The sequence below is a fragment of the Candidatus Hydrogenedens sp. genome, from assembly GCA_035361075.1.
Lineage (GTDB): Bacteria > Hydrogenedentota > Hydrogenedentia > Hydrogenedentales > Hydrogenedentaceae > Hydrogenedens.
The window spans coordinates 33763-58074 of sequence record DAOSBX010000019.1 but is presented as its reverse complement, the minus strand read 5'-3'; the positions used below and the strand labels follow the sequence as shown (position 1 = coordinate 58074).

Here is a 24312-nt window from a genome sequence, read left to right as displayed (position 1 = left end):
ATTGAAACTACAATTACTCCATTCGGAAGTAGGGAAGCGGATGTTACATCATATACTACTGTAGGGGTGGACCTATGTGTTTGCCCTACTTCAGACGTTTACTTTTTGGGGTAGATGAGTGGGTTTGCCCCTGCGAAGAACAACATGGGATGGAATATATTTGGGGGAGGACAGAATGGGTTTGTACATACCTAAGCATTTGTCTTAATTGCATTTTACAATGAGAATGGAATAAATTATAGATAAAGGATTATAGGATAAGGTATCAGCAGGAGATATTGATACTGCCTATTAAGCACAAATATCCTTAATTATAATGAAAATGGGGGTTATTGTGGGATGGTGCTTTAATTGTTTGTTTTGATTTGTTTGTTTTATTCTTCTAATACTTCCTGAATAATTTTCCATAGTGGGGCAACACCTTCTTTTGTGATGGCGGAAAATGGAACAATGATGGCTTCTTCATCAAGGTTTAGTTCTTTTCGGATTTTATCCAATTGTATTTTTCGTTGTGCATTGCCTAATTTATCAATTTTTGTGGCAACAAGTAGGGTAGGTATGGAATGTTCTTCTAAGAAGTCGAGTAAGGATATGTCTTTATCTGTAAGACCATGTCGTGAGTCGATGAGAACAACGACGAGTTTTAATTGATTACTTTGGGTGAGGTAATCAAACATGAGTTTATTCCACTGTTGTTTTAAGGATAATGGGACTTCAGCATAGCCATAGCCTGGCAGGTCGACCATGTAGAATTTGCGGTTGACTTCGAAAAAGTTAATAGTTCTGGTTTTCCCTGGTGTATTGCTTGTTTTGGCGAGGTTTTTCCTCCCCCATAGGGCGTTTAGTAGTGATGATTTGCCAACGTTGGATTTGCCTGCGAATGCGATTTCGGGTTTGCGTTCGCGTGGAGCGTCTTTAATTTCAAGGATGCTTTTTTTGAATTCGACGGAGCTGATTTTCATAAATTAATACCTTTGATACTTTATCTTAATTTATTTGTCTGGGCAGGTGAATTGCAAATGGACTTTTTGTGAGCATATCAGTATTTAAATACGATATAATCATTTCTCTGATGTAAATGAAAGGAAAACAGTAATTATGGCTTATGAAGCAGTTGCATACGCACGGGCAGGATTGGTCGGCAATCCATCTGATGGTTATTATGGGAAAACAATAAGTGTGATTATTCGCAATTTTTTTGCGAAGGTCAGTTTGTATGAAAGTCCACAACTGGAAATTATACCGAGTTATCAAGACCAGTCAAAATATGAGTCTATAGAACATTTGACGGAGGATGTTCGTATTAATGGCTACTATGGTGGTATTCGTTTGATGAAGGCAGGTATCTATAAGTTTTATCAATATTGCAAGGCGAATAAAATAACTCTACCACAAAAGAATTTTTCCATTCGTTATCGGTCGACGATACCACGTCGTTTGGGGCTTGCTGGGTCGAGTGCTTTAGTAACTGCGACAATGAGGTGTCTTATGGAATTTTATGAAGTGGATATTCCGAAGCCAATTCTTCCAAATCTTATTTTAAGTGTGGAGACGGAGGAATTAGGTATCTTTGCTGGATTACAAGACCGAGTTATTCAGGTTTATGAAGGCTGTGTGTTTATGAATTTTGACAGAACGTTAATGGAGACGCGAGGGTATGGGCATTATGAAGAGATACCTGTATCCCTTTTGCCGAAGTTATTTATTGCTTATCGTAAAGATTTATCGGAAGGGTCAGAGGTTTTTCATAATAATGTTCGAGAACGGTGGTTGTCGGGTGATCCGGAGGTGCATCAAGCAATGCGTGATTTTGCAGAGTATGCCCAAAAGGCAAGAGACCTTCTCCTTGCAGGAAAGGGAGAAGAGATTGGAATATGGATGGATAAAAATTTTGACCGACGAAGGTCAATATATAACCTTGACCCACGTCAGGTTCGTTTAGTTGATGTTGCGCGGTCTGTAGGAGCACATGCACAATTTACTGGGTCGGGTGGTGCTATCGTTGGAATTTATAAAGATGAAGCGATGTATGAAAAAATTGTGGAGGCACTACAAACAGAAAATGCTGTGGTAATAAAACCGCAAATTGAACCAGCAGAATAGGTTTGACTTCATGGGCAATTTCTATATTATAGGTACGCCAATAGGAAATTTAGAGGATATAACTCATCGTTCATTACGGGTACTTGCGGAATTGGAATTATTGATATGTGAGGATACTCGTGTTACACGGCGAATATATAGCCATTACCATATTCCTTTCCCATCTCGAGTTTGTGCATGTTTTGAGTCTCGAGAGCCAAAGATTATTCCCTTTGTGCTTGAAGAATTAAAAAAAGGAACCAAAGTTGGATTATGTTCAGATAGTGGAATGCCATGTATCAGTGACCCTGGATATAAATTAGTGCAAGCAGTCCTTGACGCAGGACATCAAATTGACGTTATTCCTGGTGTTACTGCGGTAGAAACAGCTCTTGTTTTATCTGGATTGCCTACGTCATCGTATACGTTTAAGGGTTTTCCTCCGCGAAAAGAGGGTCCCACACATCATTTTTTAGAGATGGATAAAGAACTTCCACACACATTAATTTTTTATGAATCACCCTATCGCGTCTTGAAATTTTTAGAACAGGCATACCGTGTTTTGGGGGATAGATGTTGTGCTGTGTGCTTTGAAATGACGAAAAAATTTGAGCGTGTCTTTCGTGGATATATATCTGATGTTATTGAAGCATTAAAAACAGAAACCATCAAAGGCGAAGTTACAATTGTTATCGCTGGAAATCATCCGAAATTTATTCGAGAAAATTTTAGTAAAAAAGTTGAAAATTGATTTTTTTTGTGGTAAAATGGTACTATATGAGTTATTGGTCCATAAACAATAAAACGATAGGAGATGTTAAAGAATATTAAAAATTGGACATAAAATAAAATAGATTAAATGTGGGGTAAAAGGGGATTTGCATTTTGGTTTTAAAATTGATATAATATTACTCCTGTATAATTGTTATTTTATGATTTTAAAAGGGAATATCAATAAAAATATGGATTATCTTCGCACCATAAGGAAACGGTACAGGTAAAAGTGTCATTTCTTATAAATTTTCCCGGAACCATAATAAGGAGTTTTTTTCATGGCTGTGGCTCCCCGTTCAGAACGAATTTCGTTAGCACGAGCACCTGAAGACTTATCCCATCTGCCCAATCTGATTGAGATTCAGACGAAATCGTATACAGATTTTTTGCAGTGGGATGTTCCTCCTCATGAACGACAGAACAAAGGACTACAAGCAGTACTCAATGAGTATTTTCCAATTGAGTCGCCGAATGGACTGGCAAAGTTAGAATTTGTATCCTATGTCATTTCTCCGCCGAAGTATACCATAGAAGAATGCCAGAATTTAGGTTTAACCTATTGTGGTATTTTGAAGGCACTCCTTCGGTTGACTATTTATGAAGAGTCGTTAAAGGGAGAGAAGATAGAGAAGCAGGTTCAAGAGCAAGATGTGTTTTTAACAGAACTACCTTTGATGACGCCCACAGGGACATTCATTATCAATGGTGCGGAACGTGTAATTGTTAGTCAATTACACAAATCGCCTGGTGTTTCGTTTGAACGGAAACAGCATCCGGGAGGCAAGTTATTATTATCAGCTCGTATTATTCCGTATCGTGGTGCGTGGATAGAATTTGATTATGACCCGAATGATGTGTTGTGGGTAACTGTAGACCGTCGTGTTCGCATGCTTGCCACAACATTACTAAAAGCATTGGGTTATGTTGAACCTGAAGAAATTCTGCGGATGTTTTATCGTATTGACCGCGTCAGAATAAAACGGACGAAAGCAACATTATATAAAAAACAAAAAGTTAGACATAGAGGGAAAGAGGTAGAACAAGAGAAGGAATATTCTGTAATAGATGTCCGTGATTTAGTTGGGTATTGGCTTGCATCGGATATTATTGACCCGGAGACAGGAGAAGTTATTGCAGATGCGTCCTCGCAAATAACGGCGGCGGTATTGAATGCGGTTCTTCGTTCCCCTATTCGTGAATTTTATGTATTGAACCGTCAGGATGTATTAAGCGACATTAGTATTGCTCAGACCTTAAATATAGACCAGGCTCAGACTCAGGAAGAGGCGTTACGTGAGATTTATATTCGGATGAGACCGGGTGATCCTACTAATGATGCTCAATGTCGAAAGCATTTTGAAAGTATGTTCTTTGACCCAGCAAGGTATGACTTTGCTTCTGTAGGTCGGTATAAAATTAACCGTAAGTTGGGGCTTGAAATTTCACAAAAAGTGCGAACCTTAACGAAAGAAGATATTATTGAAACCCTTAAATACTTGGTGAAACTTCATCGCGGTGAAGGTGTTGTTGATGATATAGACCATTTAGGAAATCGGCGGGTTCGCTCTGTAGGTGAACAGTTAATGAATCAATTCCGTATTGGTCTTGCAAGGATGGAAAAGACCATTCGGGAGCGGATGAGTTATCGCTCAGAAGATAAGGAATTTACACCTCAATCTTTAGTAAACCCGAAACCCATCGGAATTGTTCTTAAAGATTTCTTTGGCCGTAGTCAGCTTTCTCACTTCATGGACCAAATCAATCCGCTTTCCGAATTGACACATAAACGGCGTCTCAGTGCATTAGGTCCGGGAGGACTTAACAGGGATAGGGCTGGTTTTGAGGTTCGTGACGTGCATCCTACACATTATGGTCGTATTTGCCCGATAGAAACACCTGAAGGGCCGAACATCGGTCTTATGGCTTCACTTGCAACGTATGCAAGGATTAACGAATATGGATTTCTCGAGACTCCGTATCGTAAGGTAGAAAATGGAAAAGTTACAAATGAAATTGTTTATCTTACCGCGTATGATGAAGATAATTACAAGATAGCTCAGGCAAATGAGCCGTTAGATGAGAAAGGGAGATTTAAGAATCATTTTGTTCTTTGTAGGCATAAAGGGGATTTCCCATTGGTGCCCCCAGATGAAGTGGATTTTATGGACGTTTCACCGAAGCAGATTGTAAGTGCAGCGGCAGCATTGGTTCCATTCTTGGAGCACGACGATGCTAACCGTGCATTAATGGGTTCAAACATGCAACGTCAGGCAGTCCCTCTGCTAAAATCGGAGCAACCATTCGTAGGAACAGGCTTAGAAAAGATTTGTGCAAGAAATTCCGGTACTGCTGTTCGTGCAGAACGTGGAGGAGTTGTGGAATATGCGGACAGCGAAGTAATCCGTATTCGTGTAGACACAACAAAATCTAATAATCCATTTATGTTGGATGAGGATATATATCGCTTAAAGAAATTTACACGGTCTAATCAAAGCACCTGTATAAATCAAAAACCAATCGTGGTAAAAGGTGATAAAGTTAATGCGGGGGATATTATTGCGGATGGTCCTGGTATGTGTGATGGGGAAATGGCTTTGGGTAGAAATGTTCTTGTCGCCTTTCTACCATGGGAAGGATACAACTTTGAGGATGCTATTATTTTAAGTGAAGAATTGATTAAAGATGATGTGTTTACATCTATTCAGGTAGAAGTTTTTGAGATTGAAGCAAGAGATACCAAATTAGGGCCAGAAGAAATTACTAGGGACATTCCTAACGAAGGTGAAGATTCGTTAAGAAACCTTGATGAGAACGGAATTATTCATGTTGGCTCAAAAGTAAAACCAGGAGATATCCTTGTAGGGAAAGTTACCCCAAAAGGAGAGTCTGAATTAGCCCCAGAAGAAAAATTATTGATAGCCATTTTCGGCGAGAAAGCGGAAGATGTAAGGAATGCCTCTTTATATGCCCCACCAGGAACAGAAGGTGTGGTCGTAGATGTAAAGGTAACCAGCCGTCGAAATAAGGCGATGGATAAACAAACGAAGTCAAGAATTACACGCGAAGCAGAGAAAATTAAGCAAGAATATTCAGCACGAATAGCCAAAATCCGCGAGATGTTTATCAAATTAGTTCGTGATGAGATGTATGGGCAAAGAATACTTGAAGATGTTTATGACTATAAGAAGGATGAGGTTGTTTTAGAGAAAGGGAAGGCTGTAAAACCGAAGCAATTGGCTGAGTTAGATTATTCTATTTTGGCACGTCTGAAAATTGAAGACAAAAAACTTCAGTCAAAATTTGCACGGTTAGTAAATCTTGCAGCAATGGAAGAAGCAAAACTAATCTCTTTCCGAGATAAAGAATTAGAACGGTTGCGTGAAGGAGATGAATTGCCCCCAGGTGTAAACAAAGTAGTTAAAGTTTATATAGCAACAAAACGGAAGATGTCCATTGGTGATAAAATGGCAGGACGACATGGTAACAAAGGTGTTGTTGCAAAGATAGTCCCTGTGGAAGACATGCCGTTCCTCCCGGATGGAACTCCTATTCAGATTATATTAAATCCGTTGGGTGTCCCGTCCCGAATGAACGTTGGACAGATATTGGAAACACAGTTGGGCTGGGCATTGAAAGTATTAGGATTGAAAGTGGCTTCTCCTGTTTTCAATGGACCGAGAGAGGAAACCATTATTAATTACCTTAAGAAAGCAGGATTGCCTACGAATGGGAAAATAAAATTGCGTGATGGTAAGACGGGCGAAGAATTTCATCATGAGACCTGCGTAGGGTATATCTACATGATGAAATTAAATCACATGGTTGATGACAAGATTCATGCACGGGCTATCGGTCCGTATTCGTTAGTAACACAGCAGCCATTAGGTGGTAAAGCCAATTCAGGTGGACAACGTTTTGGTGAAATGGAAGTTTGGACATTAGAGGCTTATGGTGCCGCATATACGTTACAGGAAATGCTTACCTTCAAATCAGATGATATTCAAGGTAGAACCAAGATTTACGATGCCATTGTCAAGGGCGATTATGATGTAGAACCTTCCGTTCCAGAGTCGTTTAATGTCATTATTCGTGAGATGCAAAGCCTATGCCTTGATGTAATTAAACTTGCAAAAGTAGAAACAGCAATAGATTCAGACGAAGAAGAAGACATGGAGGATATTTACCTTGGCTAAATACGTTCCTACCACATTAGACAAATTTGATGCACTTCAAATCCGCATCGCTTCTCCTGAAGAAATATTACGGTGGTCTAAAGGGGAAGTAAAAAAACCCGAAACTCTTAATTACCGCACATTCAAGCCCGAGAAAGATGGGCTGTTCTGTGAGAAGATTTTCGGACCGACAAAGGATTGGGAATGTGGTTGTGGCAAGTATAAAAAGGTTAAACATCGTGGTATTGTATGTGACAAATGCGGTGTTGAAATAACAGAGGCAAAAGTGCGACGTGAACGGATGGGTTCTATTCGATTGGCCGCACCTGTTGCTCATATCTGGTTTTTCAAGAATAATCCTTCTTGCATGGGAAATTTATTGGATTTACCCGTCCGAAGTTTAGAGCGGGTTATTTATTATGAAAGTTACGTCGTTATAGACCCTGGCGTCACCAAGCTGAATAAGTTACAATTGCTAACAGAGGATGAATATCTTGATGCAGTAAGCGAGTTTGGATATGGTAGTTTTGTGGCGAAGATGGGTGCTGAGGCGATGAAGATATTGCTGGAGCAATTAGATTTAGACACACTATCTGCGGAACTTCGTGAACAGTTTTTAAATTCTTCATCTGCTCAGGTACGTGCAAAAGCAATAAAACGACTTCAAATTGTCGAAGCATTTCGTAAATCAGGAAATCAACCTGTATGGATGATTCTGGATGTTATCCCTGTGCTCCCACCAGATTTGCGTCCTCTCGTCCCCTTAGATGGTGGTAGGTATGCAACCAGCGATTTAAATGACCTCTACCGTCGTGTTCTTAATCGGAATAATCGGTTAAAGAAAATTATGGAGATACGGACGCCAGAAATTATTGTTCGAAATGAAAAGCGAATGCTTCAAGAAGCGGTAGACGCTCTTTTTGATAATGGTAGACACGGTAGAGCGGTGATGGGAACAAACGCAAGGCCTTTAAAATCGTTAAGCGATTTTATCAAGGGCAAGCAAGGGAGATTCCGCCAGAATTTGTTAGGCAAACGTGTTGACTATTCTGGGCGTTCCGTGATTGTTGTAGGACCAGAATTAAAATTAAATCAATGTGGTTTGCCGAAGCGAATGGCTTTGACCTTGTTTGAGCCATTTATTATCAATAGACTGAAAGAAAAAGGTGTAGCGATTACCATTAAATCCGCCAAGAAAATGATTCAACAAGGTAGGCCTGAGGTTTGGGATGCAATAGAAGAAGTTATCAAAGACCATCCTGTTCTTCTTAATCGTGCACCGACTCTCCATCGTTTGGGTATTCAAGCGTTTCAGCCAATATTAATCGAAGGGAATGCGATTCGGATTCATCCATTGGTCTGTCGTGCATATAATGCGGATTTCGACGGAGACCAGATGGCGGTACACGTGCCCTTGACACCAGCGGCACAGTTAGAAGCACATTTATTAATGATGGGCTCCTCAAACATTTTCTCACCATCGGATGGTTCACCGATTGTAACGCCAAGTCAAGACATCGTTTTAGGTATTGCTTGGCTTTCAAGAGCACGTCCCGGAGCCAAGGGTGAGTGGAAAGATGAATGGAAGACCAAAGGTGGCAAGAATTTATGTACCGCAGGAAAAATCTATCCCAATAAAGAATCTGTCTTGCTGGCATATCATTTTGGGCATGTGGATATACACGCTCGAATAAAGATTCAAGTAGACGGAAAAATCATAGATACTACAGTAGGACGGGTTATCCTGTGGGATAGTTTACCTCCAGAAATTCGTCTTGAAGATATCAATCGAGACCATGACCAGTCTTCTATCGGACAGGTTATAGCCAACTGTTATAAAAAATTTGGGCATCGTAAAACAGTTGAGCTTTTGGATTGCTTGAAGAATGTAGGTTTTAAGTATGCTACGAAGTCAGGGCTTTCCATTGCTATTGAGGATATGACAGTTCCGCCTGACAAGGACAAGATTTTATCACGTGCCCGTAAGCAGGTAGAACATATAGAAGAGCAGTATCAACATGGTTTGCTAACCCAAAGAGAGCGGACAAATAAGATAATTGAAGAGTGGAAACGAGCAACAGACGAAGTGTCTGCATCAATGTTAAATTATCTCGAGCAAAAAGAACAAGGCTTTACAGGGCTATATTTGATGTATACTTCAAAGGCTCGTGGTAGTAAAAATCAAATTCGGCAATTGGCTGGTATGCGTGGTGTTATGGCAAAACCGTCTGGCGATGTTATTGAAACACCTATCACGTCTAACTTTAGAGAAGGTCTGAGTGTGTTGGAGTATTTCATATCTGCCCACGGAGCACGAAAAGGTTTGGCAGACACCGCATTGAAAACAGCTGATGCTGGCTATCTTACACGGCGTCTTGTTGATGTATCTCAAGATGTAACTATCGAGGAAATTGATTGTGGAACATTGAATGGGGTTTATATTGAACCATTGATGTCGGGACCCGAAACGATTACCCCGTTGGAAGAACGAATTGTTGGACGTTATGCCTTAGAAGACATAATTATTCCTGGAACTTCCGAGCCCGTTGTAAAAGCGAATGAAGAAATTACAGAAGATAAAGCGAAAACTATAGCAGAATCCGGTTTGCCTGGTGTGCGAGTCCGTTCTGTTCTAACTTGTCAAGCAAAACGAGGCGTGTGTGCTTTATGCTATGGTCGAAATCTTGCAACAGGTAGACTTGTTGAATTGGGTGAAGCAGTAGGCATCATTGCAGCCCAAGCCATAGGCGAACCTGGAACCCAGCTTACCATGAGAACCTTCCATATCGGTGGTGCTGCGAGTTTACAATTAGAAAATCCAGAAGTTCGTATGCCTGAAAATGGAACCGTCGTATTCAATAATATCCGAACGGATGTAAACCGTAAAGGTGAGGTGGTTATAGTAAATCGTGGGGGTGAAATTCGTGTGCTAAATAATGATGGAAAAGAAGTGATTCGATTTGCCCCTGCAACAGGTTCTGTCTTGCATTGTAAGGATGGAGATAAACTAAAGAAAGGTGCTTTACTTTATAAGTGGGACCCATACAACCAGACCATTGTTGCGGAACGTTCTGGCAAAGTAAAATTAGAAGGGGTTGTTGAAGGTGTTACGATGCGGGTAGAAATTAACCCAGAAACACGACTGGAAGAAAGAGTTATTACTGAGCATAAGCATGATATGCATCCACAAATCCTTATTTGTGGTGAACATAAAGAAGTATTGGCATTTGCTCCATTACCGCCAGAGACACATTTATTAGTGAAAGATGGAGATAAAGTTGAAGCGGGTGATATTCTTGCAAAGACACCACGCAAACTTGGGAAAACACGAGACATTGTAGGTGGTTTACCTCGTGTTGCTGAATTGTTCGAAGCACGTGTTCCGAAAAACCCAGCCATTATTAGTCATATCGATGGAATTGTTGAAATTGGTGGAACAATTAAAGGAATGCGTAAAGTAAAAGTTGTCCCGAAAATTGGTAAGGAGCGTGAATATACGATACCTCCTGGCAAGCATCTCTTTGTTCAACAAGGTGACCGTGTATATGCAGGACAACAACTCACAGACGGACCGATTATTCTTGAAGATATTCTGGAAGTTAAAGGTGAAGAAGCCCTCCGTAAATATATATTAGACGAAATTCAGAAAGTTTATCGAGCCCAAGGTGTCCGAACAAATGATAAGCATGTAGAAATCATCATTCGGCAAATGCTTCGTAAAGTACGTATTAAGGAAAATACAGGAGATACCAGTTTTGTCGCCCATGAAATTGTTGACCGTTCCAAATTTAATGAAATCAATGAAAAAGTCCTCAGTAAAGGTGGCAAACCTGCAGAAGCCGAACCTGTTTTACAGGGAATTAGTAAGGCAGCATTAAGCACGGAAAGCTTTGTTGCTGCCGCTTCTTTCCAACATACAACACGTGTGCTAACCGATGCGGCAATACGTGGAAAGCGGGATTATCTACGAGGTTTGAAGGAGAATGTGATTATTGGACACCTTATCCCTGCGGGAACAGGTAGTCGGTTCTATCAAAAGTCCGAGCCAGTGATTGCTGATATTTCTGCCAAAGAGATGGAAGAACACCTCGAAATAGAAACCCACGGCGAAGAAGAACAAATCGCATCAGGAGCAGAAGAATAAGATGCAGGAGAATTTAAAACTCAACGAAGGCAGTCAATACAACAAAAACGATATAATTAAGGAAGATGAATGTTAAATATTCATCTTCCTTTTTTTATCAACAAACAATAAGGATACGGCATATGAAGCATACCAAAGCACTGTCATTTCCGAGACGAGGGTTAGATTGGGGATTAACCCCTGGAATAGGTGGCATTGTAATGATTATCCAGGCAATTGTATCATTACTTACTGCCATTGGTGCTGTTAAAGGAGGAGGCACTCCAGCTACCGAAAGTAATACGACGGAAGAAACGACTGAAACAACGACGGGTAGTGGTTCCTAAGTTCAGGACGAGACATAAGATATTATTAGAAGGAGCAAACAAATGGTAACCTTATCTGTCATTTTGTTGGCATTGGCAGGAATTCCCACAGTTATTTATGATGGGATTGTTGCAACTGTCGATAACGAGGTCATCCTGATGAGTGACCTTCGAGAAGAAATAGCCCCTTTCTTCGCAGACTTAAAATCGCAGGGATTATCCTCTCAGCAAATTGATAAAGAAATGGAGCAAGCCTTCCAGAAAGCCTTAGACCGATATATTGAACGGTTACTGTTATATCGAAAGGCAATGAATGAAGGACTAAAAGTTGATGAGAAAGATATTGATGACCGAATTATGAAAATAAAAAAGCGGTATAGTTCGCCGGAGGAATTTCAAAGACTTTTAGAAGAAAGTGGCGAATCCATGAGTGAATTCCGCGAAAGAATAAAACAACAAATTATTGCTCTCTCTTATGCACTAAAAAAACGGAAGGCGTTTGAAAATGAGATTACTATCTCAGAGCCTGAAATTGCAAAATACTACAATGAGCATATTGACGAATTTAAAAATCCGCAAAAGGTCAAAGTTCGGCGGATTTTTCTTCAAGCTCCAAAAGAAGCGGAAGAACGACTCAAGGTAAAAGAGCGAATTATGGAAATCCACGATAGAATTAAGCAAGGAGCTGATTTTAGTACCATAGCCGAAAATGAATCTCAAGGTCCCGAAGCAGACCAGGGCGGTCTTATTGGTTGGGTATCCAAGGGTGACTTAGTTCCCGAACTGGAGCAGGTAATAGAGAACATGAATGAAGGGGATATTAGCCAACCCATCGAAACAGAATGGGGGTTCCATATCTTAAAAGTTGAAGAAAAACAGGGAAATGCTCAAATACCTTATGAAAAAGCACGCATTATTATCGAACCTAAACTAAAAGAGCAATATGTCAATGAACGCTATCAAAAGTGGATTGATGAACTTAAAAAAGGTGCTCGTATCCGTATATTTATGTAATCCTATACACAGAACAAAACCTTTGAAAAAAATCTGCATCATACATCCTTAGTTATAAAAGGCATATCTCTTCTATTGCATACACATAACTCCCTCAATAAACGATAGCACGAGGCTACAGTTATGTTCTCTTTTAACCACAAATAGTACGGATAACCTGAATAGTTTTTGATAATTGAGTCCTTTTATGATTATCGTTCTACTTGAACAGAGGCAAGTGAGTTTTCGTAGAGGTTTTGCGGAAGTTCTGACTCACCTTTCATAATAGGGGGTGAATAGTTCGATGGGATTAGAAAACCAGCAATTTTGGAAGCATTTTCATCCCCTTCTCCTGTTGTAGTATCACATTTCCAAAAGCCATCAGGCATAATTAGTGTTGTGGGTAAATGCCAGTAAGGTTTTGTCCACCAGCCTCCCCAGTTATAGATATATACTGTAACTCGGTAATTTTTTGGCGAAATATGCTTAACATCGCCTCGTACATCTTCAAACGAACCTACAGGCGGTATATAAGTGAATTCAATCGTGGGTGTCCCCTGGCCTTCGACTGGTTCTGTTCCGCTCCAATTATCAGGTATCGTTTCCCCTCGAAAAGCGGATATGAAATGTTCTTTTATAATACAGAACTTATCAAAAATTCCCCAATGTCCAGCATGTAGGCCTTCATATTTTATTTTCCACGGCTCATCGAAGGCTTCAAAATAGAAATAAGGAATATTGTTTGACCTTGCCCAAGACAGGAAATTCAAGAAATAAAATCGGGCATTTTCTAATGAAGGTACCGCATCCCCTATAGGATTGCCATCGGTAGGCCAGCCAGTTTCAGAAATAATTATGTCTTTTTGCCCGATATTGTTTTTTAATTCCTCAAATTTCAAGTTAAAAAAATACATAGCATATTGAACATCTACCCCTTCCCAATAAGGGTAAATATTTACAAAGATAACATCGCAAATATTCATTAATTGAGGATGGTTTAGGTATACCTGATATACTTCCGCGGTCGTTATAGGAACTCCATTCGTTTCAGATTTAACACGTTGGATATATGCAATCAATTCGTTTTCTGTCAAATCTCCACGTAAAAGTGTTTCACTTCCTACGATGGCAAGGTCAACATTCCCTTGCTGAGTTAATTGGATTAGACTATTAATTTCTGCTTCATTAGCGTTTAAGTCCTTCCCTAACCATGCCCCAATGGCTGTCTTTTTCCCTTTAGAATGACAAATAGAGCCTACATGTGCTAAAGTTCCTGTACAGGTGAAGGTCCTTACCCACGCTGTGAAGGGGAACACTTTACCCAGTTTTTCTTTCAGTTCTTGTTCTGACACAGTTGCACCCTGTGTTGGGTCTTGATTATCACCTGTGAATGGGCTAAAATTAATGCCGTGAAGTTGATATCTGAAGAGTGAACTTAGAATTATCGCTATGATAATCGTTACTAAAAATCCCATCCATGTTAAGTTGGATTTATTATTTATTAACTGAATTAGAGTCATTTTTGGTTAGAAACTTTTATAACATATTATACCCGATATACACTATTCCTTCCTGCTTAATCATAGAAGAGAGAAATTTTTCAGTAAAGGACGATATTACTCTCACCAAGATATAAATAGTTCATATCTCATTTTATGTTTTGCTTGTTTATTTTGATGATGACGCTTTTTTTATAATCTGGGGGACTTCCTGAAGGATTTTTTGAAGAATTATTTTTCGATGTTCTTCTGAAATTTTGTAATGTTGCTCTTGTTCGAGGAGTTCCATAGTTCGTACAGCTACCTGATAAGCAAAGTCTTCAACCTTCATAACAAACTGCTCCTGAGATTAATGTTTCATTATAAATAAAAAGCATACAAATCAGATAATCTTATTTGCAAACTTTAAAAATAGTAATTGGATAGAAGATGAAAATTGTATGTGTTTGACTTATGAAGAAGGTTTTATGTCAACATTTTTTAGTGGATAACCAAGGAAAATAACAAACCCAATAAAGGCACTTAATCCACCTGCTAAAGCAACAAATCGTAGCCCTTGTTCTGTTACATTGCTTCCATTACCCCAATAGGCAAGGATGGAAAATACACCGCCAGACATACCAATAAATATTTTCTGGATAGTTCCTTGAATGGCGAAGAAGATGGCGTCGCGTCGTGTCCCTGTTTTCTGTTCATCTTCATCAATCACATCTGTTAGAATGGCAAAAGGTAAAACAGCCAACCCTGCCACAGGAATACCCATCCATATTATCACACAAAACAAATGAATCAACGGGCTACCTATGGGATAATAACCTACACCCGAAAGTAGGAGTAAGCCTAAACTTGCTAATAATAAAGTCATAGCAAATACGCGATATTTACCATAACGTCCGACCACTTTCCCAACAAAAACAAAGAGGCACATGGTCATCATCAGTAGTGGCAACATTAAATATGTAACGACCTCTTCTCCTTTGCATAAATATACTTTTACCCAGAAAGGTAAACTCATCACGATGCATGTAAATGCGAGAAAGTAGAACGATGTTGCAAGTACTAAATGAAGGAAGGAACGGCTTTTCAAGACCCAGATAGCAGACTGAATGAAGGAGACTTTTTTATGTTCTTCCGATGGTAGCGTCCGTTCTTTCCCTGTAATTGCAATGGGAAGGAGGGATAAAAATGTTAGAAGGGCAACCAAGATAGCCATCACTGTCCAGCCATATTTGTTTAATACCACGCCAACGAGTGCAAACACGACACTACCTAACATGACAAACACACCCTGGGCCGTCATCAAGCCAACCCTGTCCATACTCCCTTCACCTAATTCAGTTAATAATGACAGGTAAGGAGTTAACACCCCTGGATAGAAAAGCAAATAGATTTGTATTATCAGATAGGCATATATGACCTTTGTCCATATAGGTGCAGTTATTGGTGGGTGCCACATGAGGAAAAAGAAAATGATGAGGGGGATTAACCCAAAGCGAATAAAGGGTAGGCGTCGTCCCCATCGTGTTCGGCAGGAATCACTCCAGTGTCCAATTAATGGTTCTGCAATGGCACCACATACACGTGCTGTTAAAAAAATAGCACCAAACACAGATGCGGACATCAACGCTCGTTCTTCATTGGGTACATACCGCATAAATATCCATTGTGTGAAAACCATATCAGGAAGGGTTAAAGCGATACCACCCATACCGAATGCTATTTTTGATTTTAATGGAACACCCGCCATAGTTTTACTACCTTATTTTGTATTATCGTCAAAAAATGTAGTTGTAATTTATCATGATTTTGCTTTCTGTGCCAAATAGAGAAGTACTGCTCCTCTGTTAAATTCAATCCATTGAGTTTGAATAAACCCTTCCTTATTTAATATCTGCAAAAAATGATTATGGGATGGAAAATCACAGATGGTTTGGCTTAGATATTGATATGCTGGAGAGCAATTTGTCCATAATCCACCTAAACATGGAAGAATATGCCGTAGATAAAACAAATAGATTTTTCGCCATAAACCTTTTTGTGGCAAGCCAAATTCGAGAATAAGTAATTGTCCTCCAGGTTTTAATACCCGATAGATTTCTTGTAATGCTGTCTGAATTTCTGATACGTTCCGAATACCAAACGCAATTGTTACTACATCCACGGAATTAGTACTGATGCCTAATTGAGTTGCATCCATAATTGAGAATAACCAGAGCTTATTTTTCTCTTGACAAAATTTTTCTTGTGCGCCTCTTAACATATTTTCAGCAAGGTCAATCCCGATAATAAAACCATTATCTGGATATTGTCTACGGTACGCTTTTAGTATTTCTCCCGTGCCTGTTGCAAGGTCTAAGATATAAAATGTTTGTGTATTTTCTGGTATTTGGATGTGTCTAATTAGTTCATTTCGCCACTTAGAATCTTGACCAAATGATAAAAAACGATTGGTAATGTCATATCTATCGGCAATTTTATTAAATAATAGGTAAATTTTCCCCTGTTCTCTTAATTGTAATTCCTTTTTGCAGTCTTTTTCTTTATTTGATTCTGCCATTTTATACCTTTGATTAATCACATTAATATATCGGTTGTTCTCGTTTTTTATTGGAAAAGAGATACATAAAAGTGAATATAAAACTTACGATGACCCCTATAATAGAAATAATTCTACCTTCGTTCCAAGCGGGCACTTTGTATTCAAACACTACCTGATGGGTTCCCTTGTTAATGTAAACACCCCTAAATATCCCATTAGCTTGAATTATTTTAGATGGTATATTGTCTACAGTGGCATACCATCCATAAGTTAGCGTATCCAATAGAATTAAAACACCGTCATTAGGTGCTTTAACTGATATTGATATTTGCTCTGGGGTCTCATCCAAAATAGTACACTCCGCTTTTTGTTCAGCCGTTTGTTCTACCGAAGTTACTTCTTTTTCTGTATTGTCGATGGTAAGAATAGCATCCTTAGTAGGCTCTGTTTCGAGGACACATTCGCGGAGGGGTGAAAATTCAGGGGCGGAAAGGATTTCTATCGTTTCATCCAGTGAAGTGGTAATTTTATATTTTTCAACCCAGAAACATCTTGGTAGAGATTGCATATTTTCATACACATTAATAAAGGGTAGACGTTCTAACTTTTTCCAATTTTTCAAATCTGTATCATTAGGAGGATTTTCGTTCATAGATACGAATGCCCACTGGACACCACTTAACATGATGAGTGGGTTGTTTAATCGTTGAGTTAATGGGATATTCTTGTCGGTTGATATAACTGAGGCTTCTTCAAACCATTTTTGAGAACGTTTGTCCATCGGGATGTCCTTCCCATTTAGCATTTGCCAATGGTAATACATTCCTAAATTTTCCGACCATAGAATGCTGGAAGGTTCAGAAGTAATATAAGCCCTGCTGGTCCCTGTCTGGTAACGAAGTGTCTTATTAAATTCCGCATATTCTTCGTATTTTTTAATCTCTGCGGTATAACTGCTTGGCAAAAAAGGACGAAACATGTAGAACAACTCGAGAAAACATAAAAGAGCAAGCAGAATAGACAGAAGATTATTAATTTTACGGATACGTATCAACATTGCTGGTACAATGATTAGGCATAGTATCACTGAAATCCCTTTTACCCACGGCGAGCTAACAATAATAATGAATACGGTTAAGGAGAAAACGATAATTCCCGAGACCCAAATATAAGGTGATTTAACATCTCGTCCTTTTAGTAAAAGTCGATTGATACCAATTCCAGAGAGAGTGGATAAAGCTACCGCAATGATAATTATCATTCCCCTTTGTAATAAATGTGCAAGCTCAAGATTGACAAAGAATAGAAGGATAAAAAAAAGTAATAGAGAGCCGAGAAATATAACAATTCTTCTGAGTTCTCGATCAAAAAATGCAGATGGAAGAAAAACGAGACATATTACACCAGGATATATAAGAGATAGGGTTGATATGCTCGGTTTTGTAAGGGTCGAGTAGAAGCTGGAAAGCATCTCCGAAAGTGAGGTTGGAAAATGTATGGCTATGGGAAAACCTTGAAAGGTAGTAAGGTCTCCCCTTGTTTGCACTAACCATACAACACTGGGTAACCATGAAAATGCAGTTATCATTAAACCTAATATAAGAACAAACGCTATATTACGAAATGCGGATGAAATAGTACGGCTCACTGATAGCATAGGTAACTTTTCAAGGATTAATGGAAATAATAGTAATAGAATAAAACCTGATGTAATACACTCTATGCTACCAGATAAAAGTAATGCGACCCATATAAATAAGAGGACTAAAAAACTTCGTCCAGTTGAATTTTCTAAAAAATAAACTACCCCACCCATAAGGAATACAAGCCAAACGGAGCCACTAAGAAAAGATATGGACATCTGCACTGCAATTGTCGGGCTGGAAAATAAAAGGGATACCAATCCAGGCAACAGTGCTGGATATGGAATTTCTAAAATTCGTCCCCAAATAAGGAAACCAAGTCCTAATAAAAATAAGCAGAGGAAAATATACCATTGGTATGCTGTTTGAAAATCGATACGCCAGAATAACATGTGTAATGGCTGAAATAATGCAGTTCGAAAATCAACAAGATAAGGTTGACCACATAATTGGTATGGATTCCAGAATGGAATTTCACCTTTTTTAATTCGTTCAAATCCATATTTCCAAATAGGACCCCAGATGATATACTGTCCCTTTGTCCATGTGTCTTTGTAAGCACTTGATAAAGTTGTGGAACTGGTAGATGTAGATAATGAAGGGTCCCAATAAATACGAATTATCAGTAGTAGAAAAATTCCACTTAACAATATTCCCCAAAAAGGGAACCGTCGGTACTCGGTAGAATTATTTGAATATGTTGTCATAATAGAGTATGGATATTTGAATAGTTATTTGTTATGTTTTTATGGTTTAATAATAAAATTTCACTTCTGAACATATTAACATGATAATATTGTAATAAAAAAGAGAATGAAAACGAGATATTATGTTGTCCAGATATCCAGATGTCAGTGTTTTACTTGTTGGCGAAAACTTATCAGCATATTTGCCTACTTGGTTTATACATCTTGAGCTTCAAGAGTTCCCATTATCCCAAATGGAATGGATTATTATCGATGTAGGTTCGACTCAAAAAGTGGATGACCAAATACACTCGCTAATTAAAGGCTCTCCACTCAAAGTACGTTATATTCATGATTCGAGCAATTCTGAAATTGAAGCATGGAATTTAGGTTTTCGAGAGGCTGAGGGGAAATGGATACTTTGTAGTCAATTTGATGTGTTACCTTCGTCGAATTGGGTTCAACGACATGTTCACATACAACGGATAAATAACGACAAGGCATGTGTGAGTGGGTCTTTAATTCCCCATCCTCGCCTATCATCACGAAGTATTACCCGATGGTTTCTTCCTGAAGATGTCCTTTTCCCAATTCCAAAACCTATTAAGCCCACCCCGTTTCATTTTTCATTAGCAAATATGAGTTTTCCAAAAGAAATGATTCTTCATATTGGTGGATTAAATAAATTCTTTTCATTTCCCGACTTTTCAGAAGTTGAATTGGCTCAGAGATTGCAAGATGCAGATGTTCCACTTCAGATTGATGAGCAAGCACTCTGTTGGATTTGGACAGGGAGTAGTTATTTTAATATATGTAAATATCATTATCGGCGAGGCTATTCGATGGGATGTTTCATGCGAATATTTCCGAACAGTTATGAAGTGATTGAACATTACAGGTTATATCAACCTCTTTATACTCGTATATTTAATTCTTTAGTCGTTCCCTATTATCATCAAATTTGCAAAAAATTTCCAGAGGATTCGAGAACCCTAAACTATGCATATCGTCGTGTATTTAGATATTTCAGGCATCGTGGTTTCCAAGATGCTATAAACAGAGAAGAACCTCAAATTGATATAATATCTCCGTAATTACTTTATGGGGTTAATGTAACGATGTTTATTATACATACAGCGAATCTATATTTAGACAGACCTTTTTCTACTTTTTCTAATCCTCATTTTGGAAGAATAAAAAGGCAAAGGCAGAGAGATGTTTTGTCAGAAATAGTCAATAAAGTGATTGAAAATAATGCAGATGCGTTATTAATTGCGGGCAATTTACTTGAAGCAAAATATATAACGGATGATACCTTAAAATGGGTATTGAAGACCTTCGAATCTATCTCACCTATTCCTGTGATAATAGCACCTGGAAATGCAGATGCTTTGTCTAAGTATTCCCCATATTTCTTAGAGCCTTTGCCTGAAAATGTTATTGTGTTAAATCAACCAAACTGGATAAAGTGGGAATCAAAATCTATTCCTCTTGTGGTTCACGGTTTTGCGGTAAGCGATACTGATTTCCAAGGGGAGCCTTATCCTGATTTAGAGACTATTGATAAGGAAAAAAATCATATTATTCTTGCGTATGATTTGCCTTTATTAAGTAAAAATGACGCTGTACATGATAAAGAGATAGGCACATATATAGACTTTGGAATTTCATACATTGCCTTAGGTAAAGACCATAAGTATGGACAATATTACCATTCATCAAAATGTTCGGTATATTATTGTGGACTTCCAGAACCGCTCTGTTTGGAAGATATACCACCTTTTGGTGTGTTAGGTGTTCAGTTTCGTTGTTCCAATAATATATGGGAAACATCAAAGATAGAACATATCGAAACACAAAAAACACATTACTCTCATATAACCTTCAATGGTTTTAATATGCAGAAGGAGGATGTTCTCCAGTTATTATCAGACGAGATAGCGAAGATTCCTAATCCACGAGTGTGTCATATCTCTTTTGATGAACTGATTTCTCTAAAGTTGGCTCAATCGATACCTGACATTATAGAGAACCTTGCCCGTGAGTGCGAATTAATTACGTGGGATATAACCGCTGACTTTGAAGAAATTATGAATTCAGAAGATGAGGAATATAACACGATACTATCGGAATATTATAAAGTTCTTCAAGAAGAACTTAAATCTGCTCCTGATTTAGAAACCCAGCAGATAATTAAAAGAGCGAGGCAACTCACAACAACTGCTATTAATAATCAGGATTTAATGGTTCCTTGTATACAAACACGAGAGGTGCCTTTCAAATGAAATTTATAAAAGGGCATATTTATGGTTATGGAAGATTTTCAAATATACCTGTTAATTTTCATGAAGGGTTCCAGCTTATCTATGGCTTAAATGAAAGTGGGAAAACAACATTATTCCATTTTTTATTGGATATGTTATTTGGTCAAAAGGTATCTAAGAAAAAGAACGCCCCTTTCACCGAAAATTATTATAAATATACACCTTGGCACACTAACGATTATCGAGGCTATTTGGTGTACCAGATTAGTAATGGCACTCTTATCCATATACAACGCACATTTGGAACAGAACCCTCTGTCTGTATATTTGAGGGATTGGATATGCGAGAAATTACGAACCAATTCCCCGTATATCCAAATAGAGAAATTGGTTTTGCCAGAGTACATTTAGGGATGAATAGGGACATCTTTACTGGGGTTGCAACAATCAGCCCCAAAACATTAGAAAATTTAGGCTCATCGGATAATGAAAATAAAATTAAGGAACATTTAATCCGTTTGGCTGATACTGGGACTGCCGACCAATCAATTCAAGTTATTATTGACCGATTGCTGGAATACTTAAATAACATTGGGACTGTTCGTTCTTATAAACGTCCTATAAATGTGCTTGAAGAACAATTAGAGAAACTAAAAGTAGACGTGACTGTAGCAAATAATATTGCAGAAGAGATTAGAGAAAAGAAGTATCAATTGAGACTTTATCAAGAGCAATTAAGGTCTCTACAAAATGAGTTACAACAACTTCAAAATAAAATCCAATATACAAGAATGTACAACTTATGGCGAAGGAAAAATGATGCGAAGGCTCTTCGTGAGAAACTGGACGAATTTACTGCCCTTGCTTTTACCTATGCCAACTTTAGAGATTTCCCTATTGAACAAAAAACACAGTTGCTTCAACTGGAAATGACTTTGGGACATTGTGAAAATCAAAAGCAGAAAATACAAAAAGAAATAGAATCTATTACCCAGGAAATTACCGATTTGGAGTTGGAACTTCATAGAACATCATTTACCCCCATCGACTTTATCACAAATTATCAGGAACAATTTGAGGAATTAAGGGAATACAGATTACGAATTGAAAGTGGATTAGCTGAACTCTATAACCAACAGGATAATCTCGAAGAACAGATAAAGGAAACGGAAAAGATTATCTCGGAGTTCCCTGAAACAATTCAAAAAAGGGATGATTTTTACGAAGAGGTGGATTTAGTAGTTAATCTGCATAACAATTCAGTAATAGAAACAGAAAAAAGTGAGAGGAGATTGAAAGAAAGTCAACAAAAACTTATTACTGCAGAAGAAGAATTAAAGCCTCTGGACGATTTATTTCAGGGTGTGACAAATCTACCAGAACTTATTGAAGATTATTGGAAATATAAGAATAGACCTGAGGAAGAAAAAAGAGAATTGGAAACCCGACTCCAACAAGCAGAAGTTATAAAAGGAAATACCTTATCCCGAAAACCAGTGGATGTGTTCCTGAGTGTGATATGTCTATTATTAGGTTTGTTACTTATTTATTTATTCTTTAAAACCCAAAAAACAGAATCGCTATTACTCCTCTTCTTTGTCGGGATTGGCTTTATATACTTTCTCAAATCCATTTTTGATGCTAATAACATGATAAAAGAAATATCTCAATATCAAATACAATTAACAGAGGAGATTCAAAAGATCGCTTCCAGTGAATATATTGAGTTACATCCCGTTACAACGTTACTGAAAAAAGCACAACTTCAACATCCTCGGGAACTTCAAGGCTTATATGAGGAATATTCTATAAAGAGGAATCATTATGAAGAACTGCAGAAACATTTTCGGGGGGCAGAAGAACTATTTTTAGTTAACAAATCCCGTACCGAACGGCTATTTGCAAATTTACAGGCACGTTTCGCAGAGGTAAATCTCACATTGGAAAATGAAACGCAAATAGAAGCATTTCGCAGAAAGGTACATCAACAACAGGAAACGTCAAAACATTTACGACGTAAACTCTGGGATTTAAGAGAACAATTACAAAGACTCTCAGATAATATATTAAATAAAGAAAAGGTGATTCGTAATATAGAAGAACAAATTCAAAAAGACATTTATAACAAAATAGGCAATGCATTTATTCAGGTCGGTGTTTTAAAGCCAGATGAACCTATAACCTCAGAAACATTTAAGGCATATTATAGAACGGAATCGCAATATCGGGAATTGAAGGTAAAAATTTCAGAACTACGTAAAAAGCGACTTGACCTAAACGAAGAGCTTCGTCAACATGAAGAAGAGGAAGCCCAGACACGTGAACAAATTCAGGAACTACTGACCCTTGCTAAAGTTGAAGATTTAGATGAATGGAAAAAACGGTGCAAAATGGCAGAAGATGCTCGCGACCTATTTTCACGGATTGAACAAACCGAGACGCAACTCCAATTGCTTCTCGGAGATGATACCTTAGATGAGATAGAAGAACGCGTTAAAGACTTTGTACCAGATACTCCCGCAGGGAACGAATGGGAACTCCAAGAAATCATAGAGCAAAAAAATAAAGAAATAGAGGATGTAAAACAGCTTATACAAAACTGTCAAGATGAATTAAACAGTTTAAGACTAAAAAGCAGACCTTTAAATGAAATTGAAGAAGAAAAACAAACTATTGAAAATCAACTTCGAATACTGAAGAAAGAACAAGAAGCAATTTTATTTGCTATCTCAACATTACAACAAATAACGTCTGATTATTATCATAAAATAGCACCTCTACTAAAAAATGAGATAAGCCATCTATTTAATAAATTAACGAATGGTAAATATACAGAAGTAATTGTAGAACGAGATTTAACATTGAAAGTACTTATCCCTGAAACAAAAAAGGCTGTTCCAATTCAAGAACTATCATTAAGTCAGGGGACACTTGAACAACTCTACTTTTCTATGCGTGTCGCATTTATTAAAATAATCAGCCAGCATGAAGAACATCTACCCATGTTATTAGACGACCCCTTCTCTAATTATGACCATCCCAGATTGTGTCAGGCATTGAACACATTAAAAATCTTAGGTGAAAATCATCAAATCCTTTTGTTCACTTGCAGAGATGATATTCTTAATGTCGCAAATGATTTAAATATACCAGTAATTAAAATGGGTGATTTGACCACCCAAGAGAGTAGAAGTTAACACAATATTCAGAA

15 protein-coding genes are annotated in these 24312 nt (G+C 38.1%); 9 read left to right on the top strand and 6 right to left on the bottom strand.

Annotation, left to right across the window (positions count from 1 at the left end; genetic code table 11):
* Positions 1-374: 374 nt before the first annotated feature.
* Positions 375-962: a ribosome biogenesis GTP-binding protein YihA/YsxC gene (gene yihA, locus PLJ10_07585; protein ID HOK09508.1), complete on the bottom strand. Its 588-nt coding sequence runs from the start codon at positions 960-962 to the stop codon at positions 375-377.
* A gap of 136 nt (positions 963-1098) precedes the next feature.
* On the opposite strand from yihA, the gene PLJ10_07580 reads away from it, so the two are divergent.
* The 6 genes from PLJ10_07580 (at position 1099) to PLJ10_07555 (ending at position 12491) form a co-directional block, all read left to right on the top strand.
* The gene (locus PLJ10_07580) at positions 1099-2103 is read left to right on the top strand and encodes a GHMP kinase (GenBank protein ID HOK09507.1); all 1005 of its coding nucleotides are present in this window, start codon (positions 1099-1101) and stop codon (positions 2101-2103) included.
* A 10-nt stretch (positions 2104-2113) separates the two neighbouring features.
* Positions 2114-2833, top strand: a complete 720-nt coding sequence (gene rsmI, locus PLJ10_07575) for a 16S rRNA (cytidine(1402)-2'-O)-methyltransferase (protein ID HOK09506.1) — start codon at positions 2114-2116, stop codon at positions 2831-2833.
* A 301-nt stretch (positions 2834-3134) separates the two neighbouring features.
* Positions 3135-7049 (top strand): DNA-directed RNA polymerase subunit beta, encoded by a 3915-nt coding sequence (gene rpoB, locus PLJ10_07570; protein ID HOK09505.1) that lies wholly within the window; start codon positions 3135-3137, stop codon positions 7047-7049.
* The gene (gene rpoC / locus PLJ10_07565; GenBank protein ID HOK09504.1) at positions 7042-11172 is read left to right on the top strand and encodes a DNA-directed RNA polymerase subunit beta'; all 4131 of its coding nucleotides are present in this window, start codon (positions 7042-7044) and stop codon (positions 11170-11172) included. Before rpoB ends, rpoC begins: the two co-directional genes overlap by 8 nt.
* 122 nt (positions 11173-11294) lie before the next feature.
* The gene (locus PLJ10_07560) at positions 11295-11498 is read left to right on the top strand and encodes a hypothetical protein (protein ID HOK09503.1); all 204 of its coding nucleotides are present in this window, start codon (positions 11295-11297) and stop codon (positions 11496-11498) included.
* A gap of 24 nt (positions 11499-11522) precedes the next feature.
* Positions 11523-12491, top strand: a complete 969-nt coding sequence (locus PLJ10_07555; GenBank protein ID HOK09502.1) for a peptidylprolyl isomerase — start codon at positions 11523-11525, stop codon at positions 12489-12491.
* Between the two features lie 191 nt (positions 12492-12682).
* Here PLJ10_07555 and PLJ10_07550 read toward each other — a convergent pair whose 3' ends face one another.
* The 5 genes from PLJ10_07550 to PLJ10_07530 form a co-directional block, all read right to left on the bottom strand.
* Entirely contained in the window at positions 12683-13990 is a 1308-nt protein-coding gene (locus PLJ10_07550; protein ID HOK09501.1) for a glycosyl hydrolase family 17 protein, read from the bottom strand.
* 148 nt (positions 13991-14138) lie between these two features.
* Entirely contained in the window at positions 14139-14300 is a 162-nt protein-coding gene (locus PLJ10_07545; GenBank protein HOK09500.1) for a hypothetical protein, read from the bottom strand.
* 120 nt (positions 14301-14420) lie between these two features.
* Positions 14421-15716, bottom strand: a complete 1296-nt coding sequence (locus PLJ10_07540; GenBank protein HOK09499.1) for an MFS transporter — start codon at positions 15714-15716, stop codon at positions 14421-14423.
* 51 nt (positions 15717-15767) lie between these two features.
* The gene (gene ubiE, locus PLJ10_07535) at positions 15768-16526 is read right to left on the bottom strand and encodes a bifunctional demethylmenaquinone methyltransferase/2-methoxy-6-polyprenyl-1,4-benzoquinol methylase UbiE (GenBank protein HOK09498.1); all 759 of its coding nucleotides are present in this window, start codon (positions 16524-16526) and stop codon (positions 15768-15770) included.
* Positions 16527-16548: 22 nt separating this feature from the next.
* Complete coding sequence (locus PLJ10_07530; protein ID HOK09497.1) at positions 16549-18858, bottom strand: hypothetical protein; 2310 nt, start codon at positions 18856-18858, stop codon at positions 16549-16551.
* A 122-nt stretch (positions 18859-18980) separates the two neighbouring features.
* Between PLJ10_07530 and PLJ10_07525 the strand changes: the two genes are divergently transcribed.
* Genes PLJ10_07525 through PLJ10_07515 form a run of 3 tightly spaced genes read left to right on the top strand, consistent with a single transcriptional unit; the run spans position 18981 to position 24298 of the window.
* Positions 18981-19931 carry a glycosyltransferase gene (locus tag PLJ10_07525; protein ID HOK09496.1) on the top strand — a complete coding sequence of 317 codons (951 nt, stop codon included), beginning with the start codon at positions 18981-18983 and terminating at the stop codon, positions 19929-19931.
* A 24-nt stretch (positions 19932-19955) separates the two neighbouring features.
* Entirely contained in the window at positions 19956-21122 is a 1167-nt protein-coding gene (locus tag PLJ10_07520; protein ID HOK09495.1) for a hypothetical protein, read from the top strand.
* The gene (locus PLJ10_07515) at positions 21119-24298 is read left to right on the top strand and encodes an AAA family ATPase (GenBank protein ID HOK09494.1); all 3180 of its coding nucleotides are present in this window, start codon (positions 21119-21121) and stop codon (positions 24296-24298) included. The genes PLJ10_07520 and PLJ10_07515 overlap by 4 nt, the downstream gene beginning before the upstream one ends.
* The last annotated feature ends 14 nt before the right edge of the window (positions 24299-24312 follow it).

Excerpts from the sequence above, each read along its gene's own strand:
- PLJ10_07530 (HOK09497.1), bottom strand. The coding sequence starts at position 18,858 with ATGACAACATATTCAAATAATTCTACCGAGTACCGACGGTTCCCTTTT.
- PLJ10_07550 (HOK09501.1), bottom strand. The coding sequence starts at position 13,990 with ATGACTCTAATTCAGTTAATAAATAATAAATCCAACTTAACATGGATG.
- ubiE (HOK09498.1), bottom strand. The coding sequence starts at position 16,526 with ATGGCAGAATCAAATAAAGAAAAAGACTGCAAAAAGGAATTACAATTA.
- PLJ10_07580 (HOK09507.1), top strand. The coding sequence starts at position 1,099 with ATGGCTTATGAAGCAGTTGCATACGCACGGGCAGGATTGGTCGGCAAT.
- PLJ10_07515 (HOK09494.1), top strand. The coding sequence starts at position 21,119 with ATGAAATTTATAAAAGGGCATATTTATGGTTATGGAAGATTTTCAAAT.
- rpoB (HOK09505.1), top strand. The coding sequence starts at position 3,135 with ATGGCTGTGGCTCCCCGTTCAGAACGAATTTCGTTAGCACGAGCACCT.
- yihA (HOK09508.1), bottom strand. The coding sequence starts at position 962 with ATGAAAATCAGCTCCGTCGAATTCAAAAAAAGCATCCTTGAAATTAAA.
- PLJ10_07525 (HOK09496.1), top strand. The coding sequence starts at position 18,981 with ATGTTGTCCAGATATCCAGATGTCAGTGTTTTACTTGTTGGCGAAAAC.
- rsmI (HOK09506.1), top strand. The coding sequence starts at position 2,114 with ATGGGCAATTTCTATATTATAGGTACGCCAATAGGAAATTTAGAGGAT.
- PLJ10_07540 (HOK09499.1), bottom strand. The coding sequence starts at position 15,716 with ATGGCGGGTGTTCCATTAAAATCAAAAATAGCATTCGGTATGGGTGGT.
- PLJ10_07520 (HOK09495.1), top strand. The coding sequence starts at position 19,956 with ATGTTTATTATACATACAGCGAATCTATATTTAGACAGACCTTTTTCT.
- PLJ10_07545 (HOK09500.1), bottom strand. The coding sequence starts at position 14,300 with ATGAAGGTTGAAGACTTTGCTTATCAGGTAGCTGTACGAACTATGGAA.
- PLJ10_07560 (HOK09503.1), top strand. The coding sequence starts at position 11,295 with ATGAAGCATACCAAAGCACTGTCATTTCCGAGACGAGGGTTAGATTGG.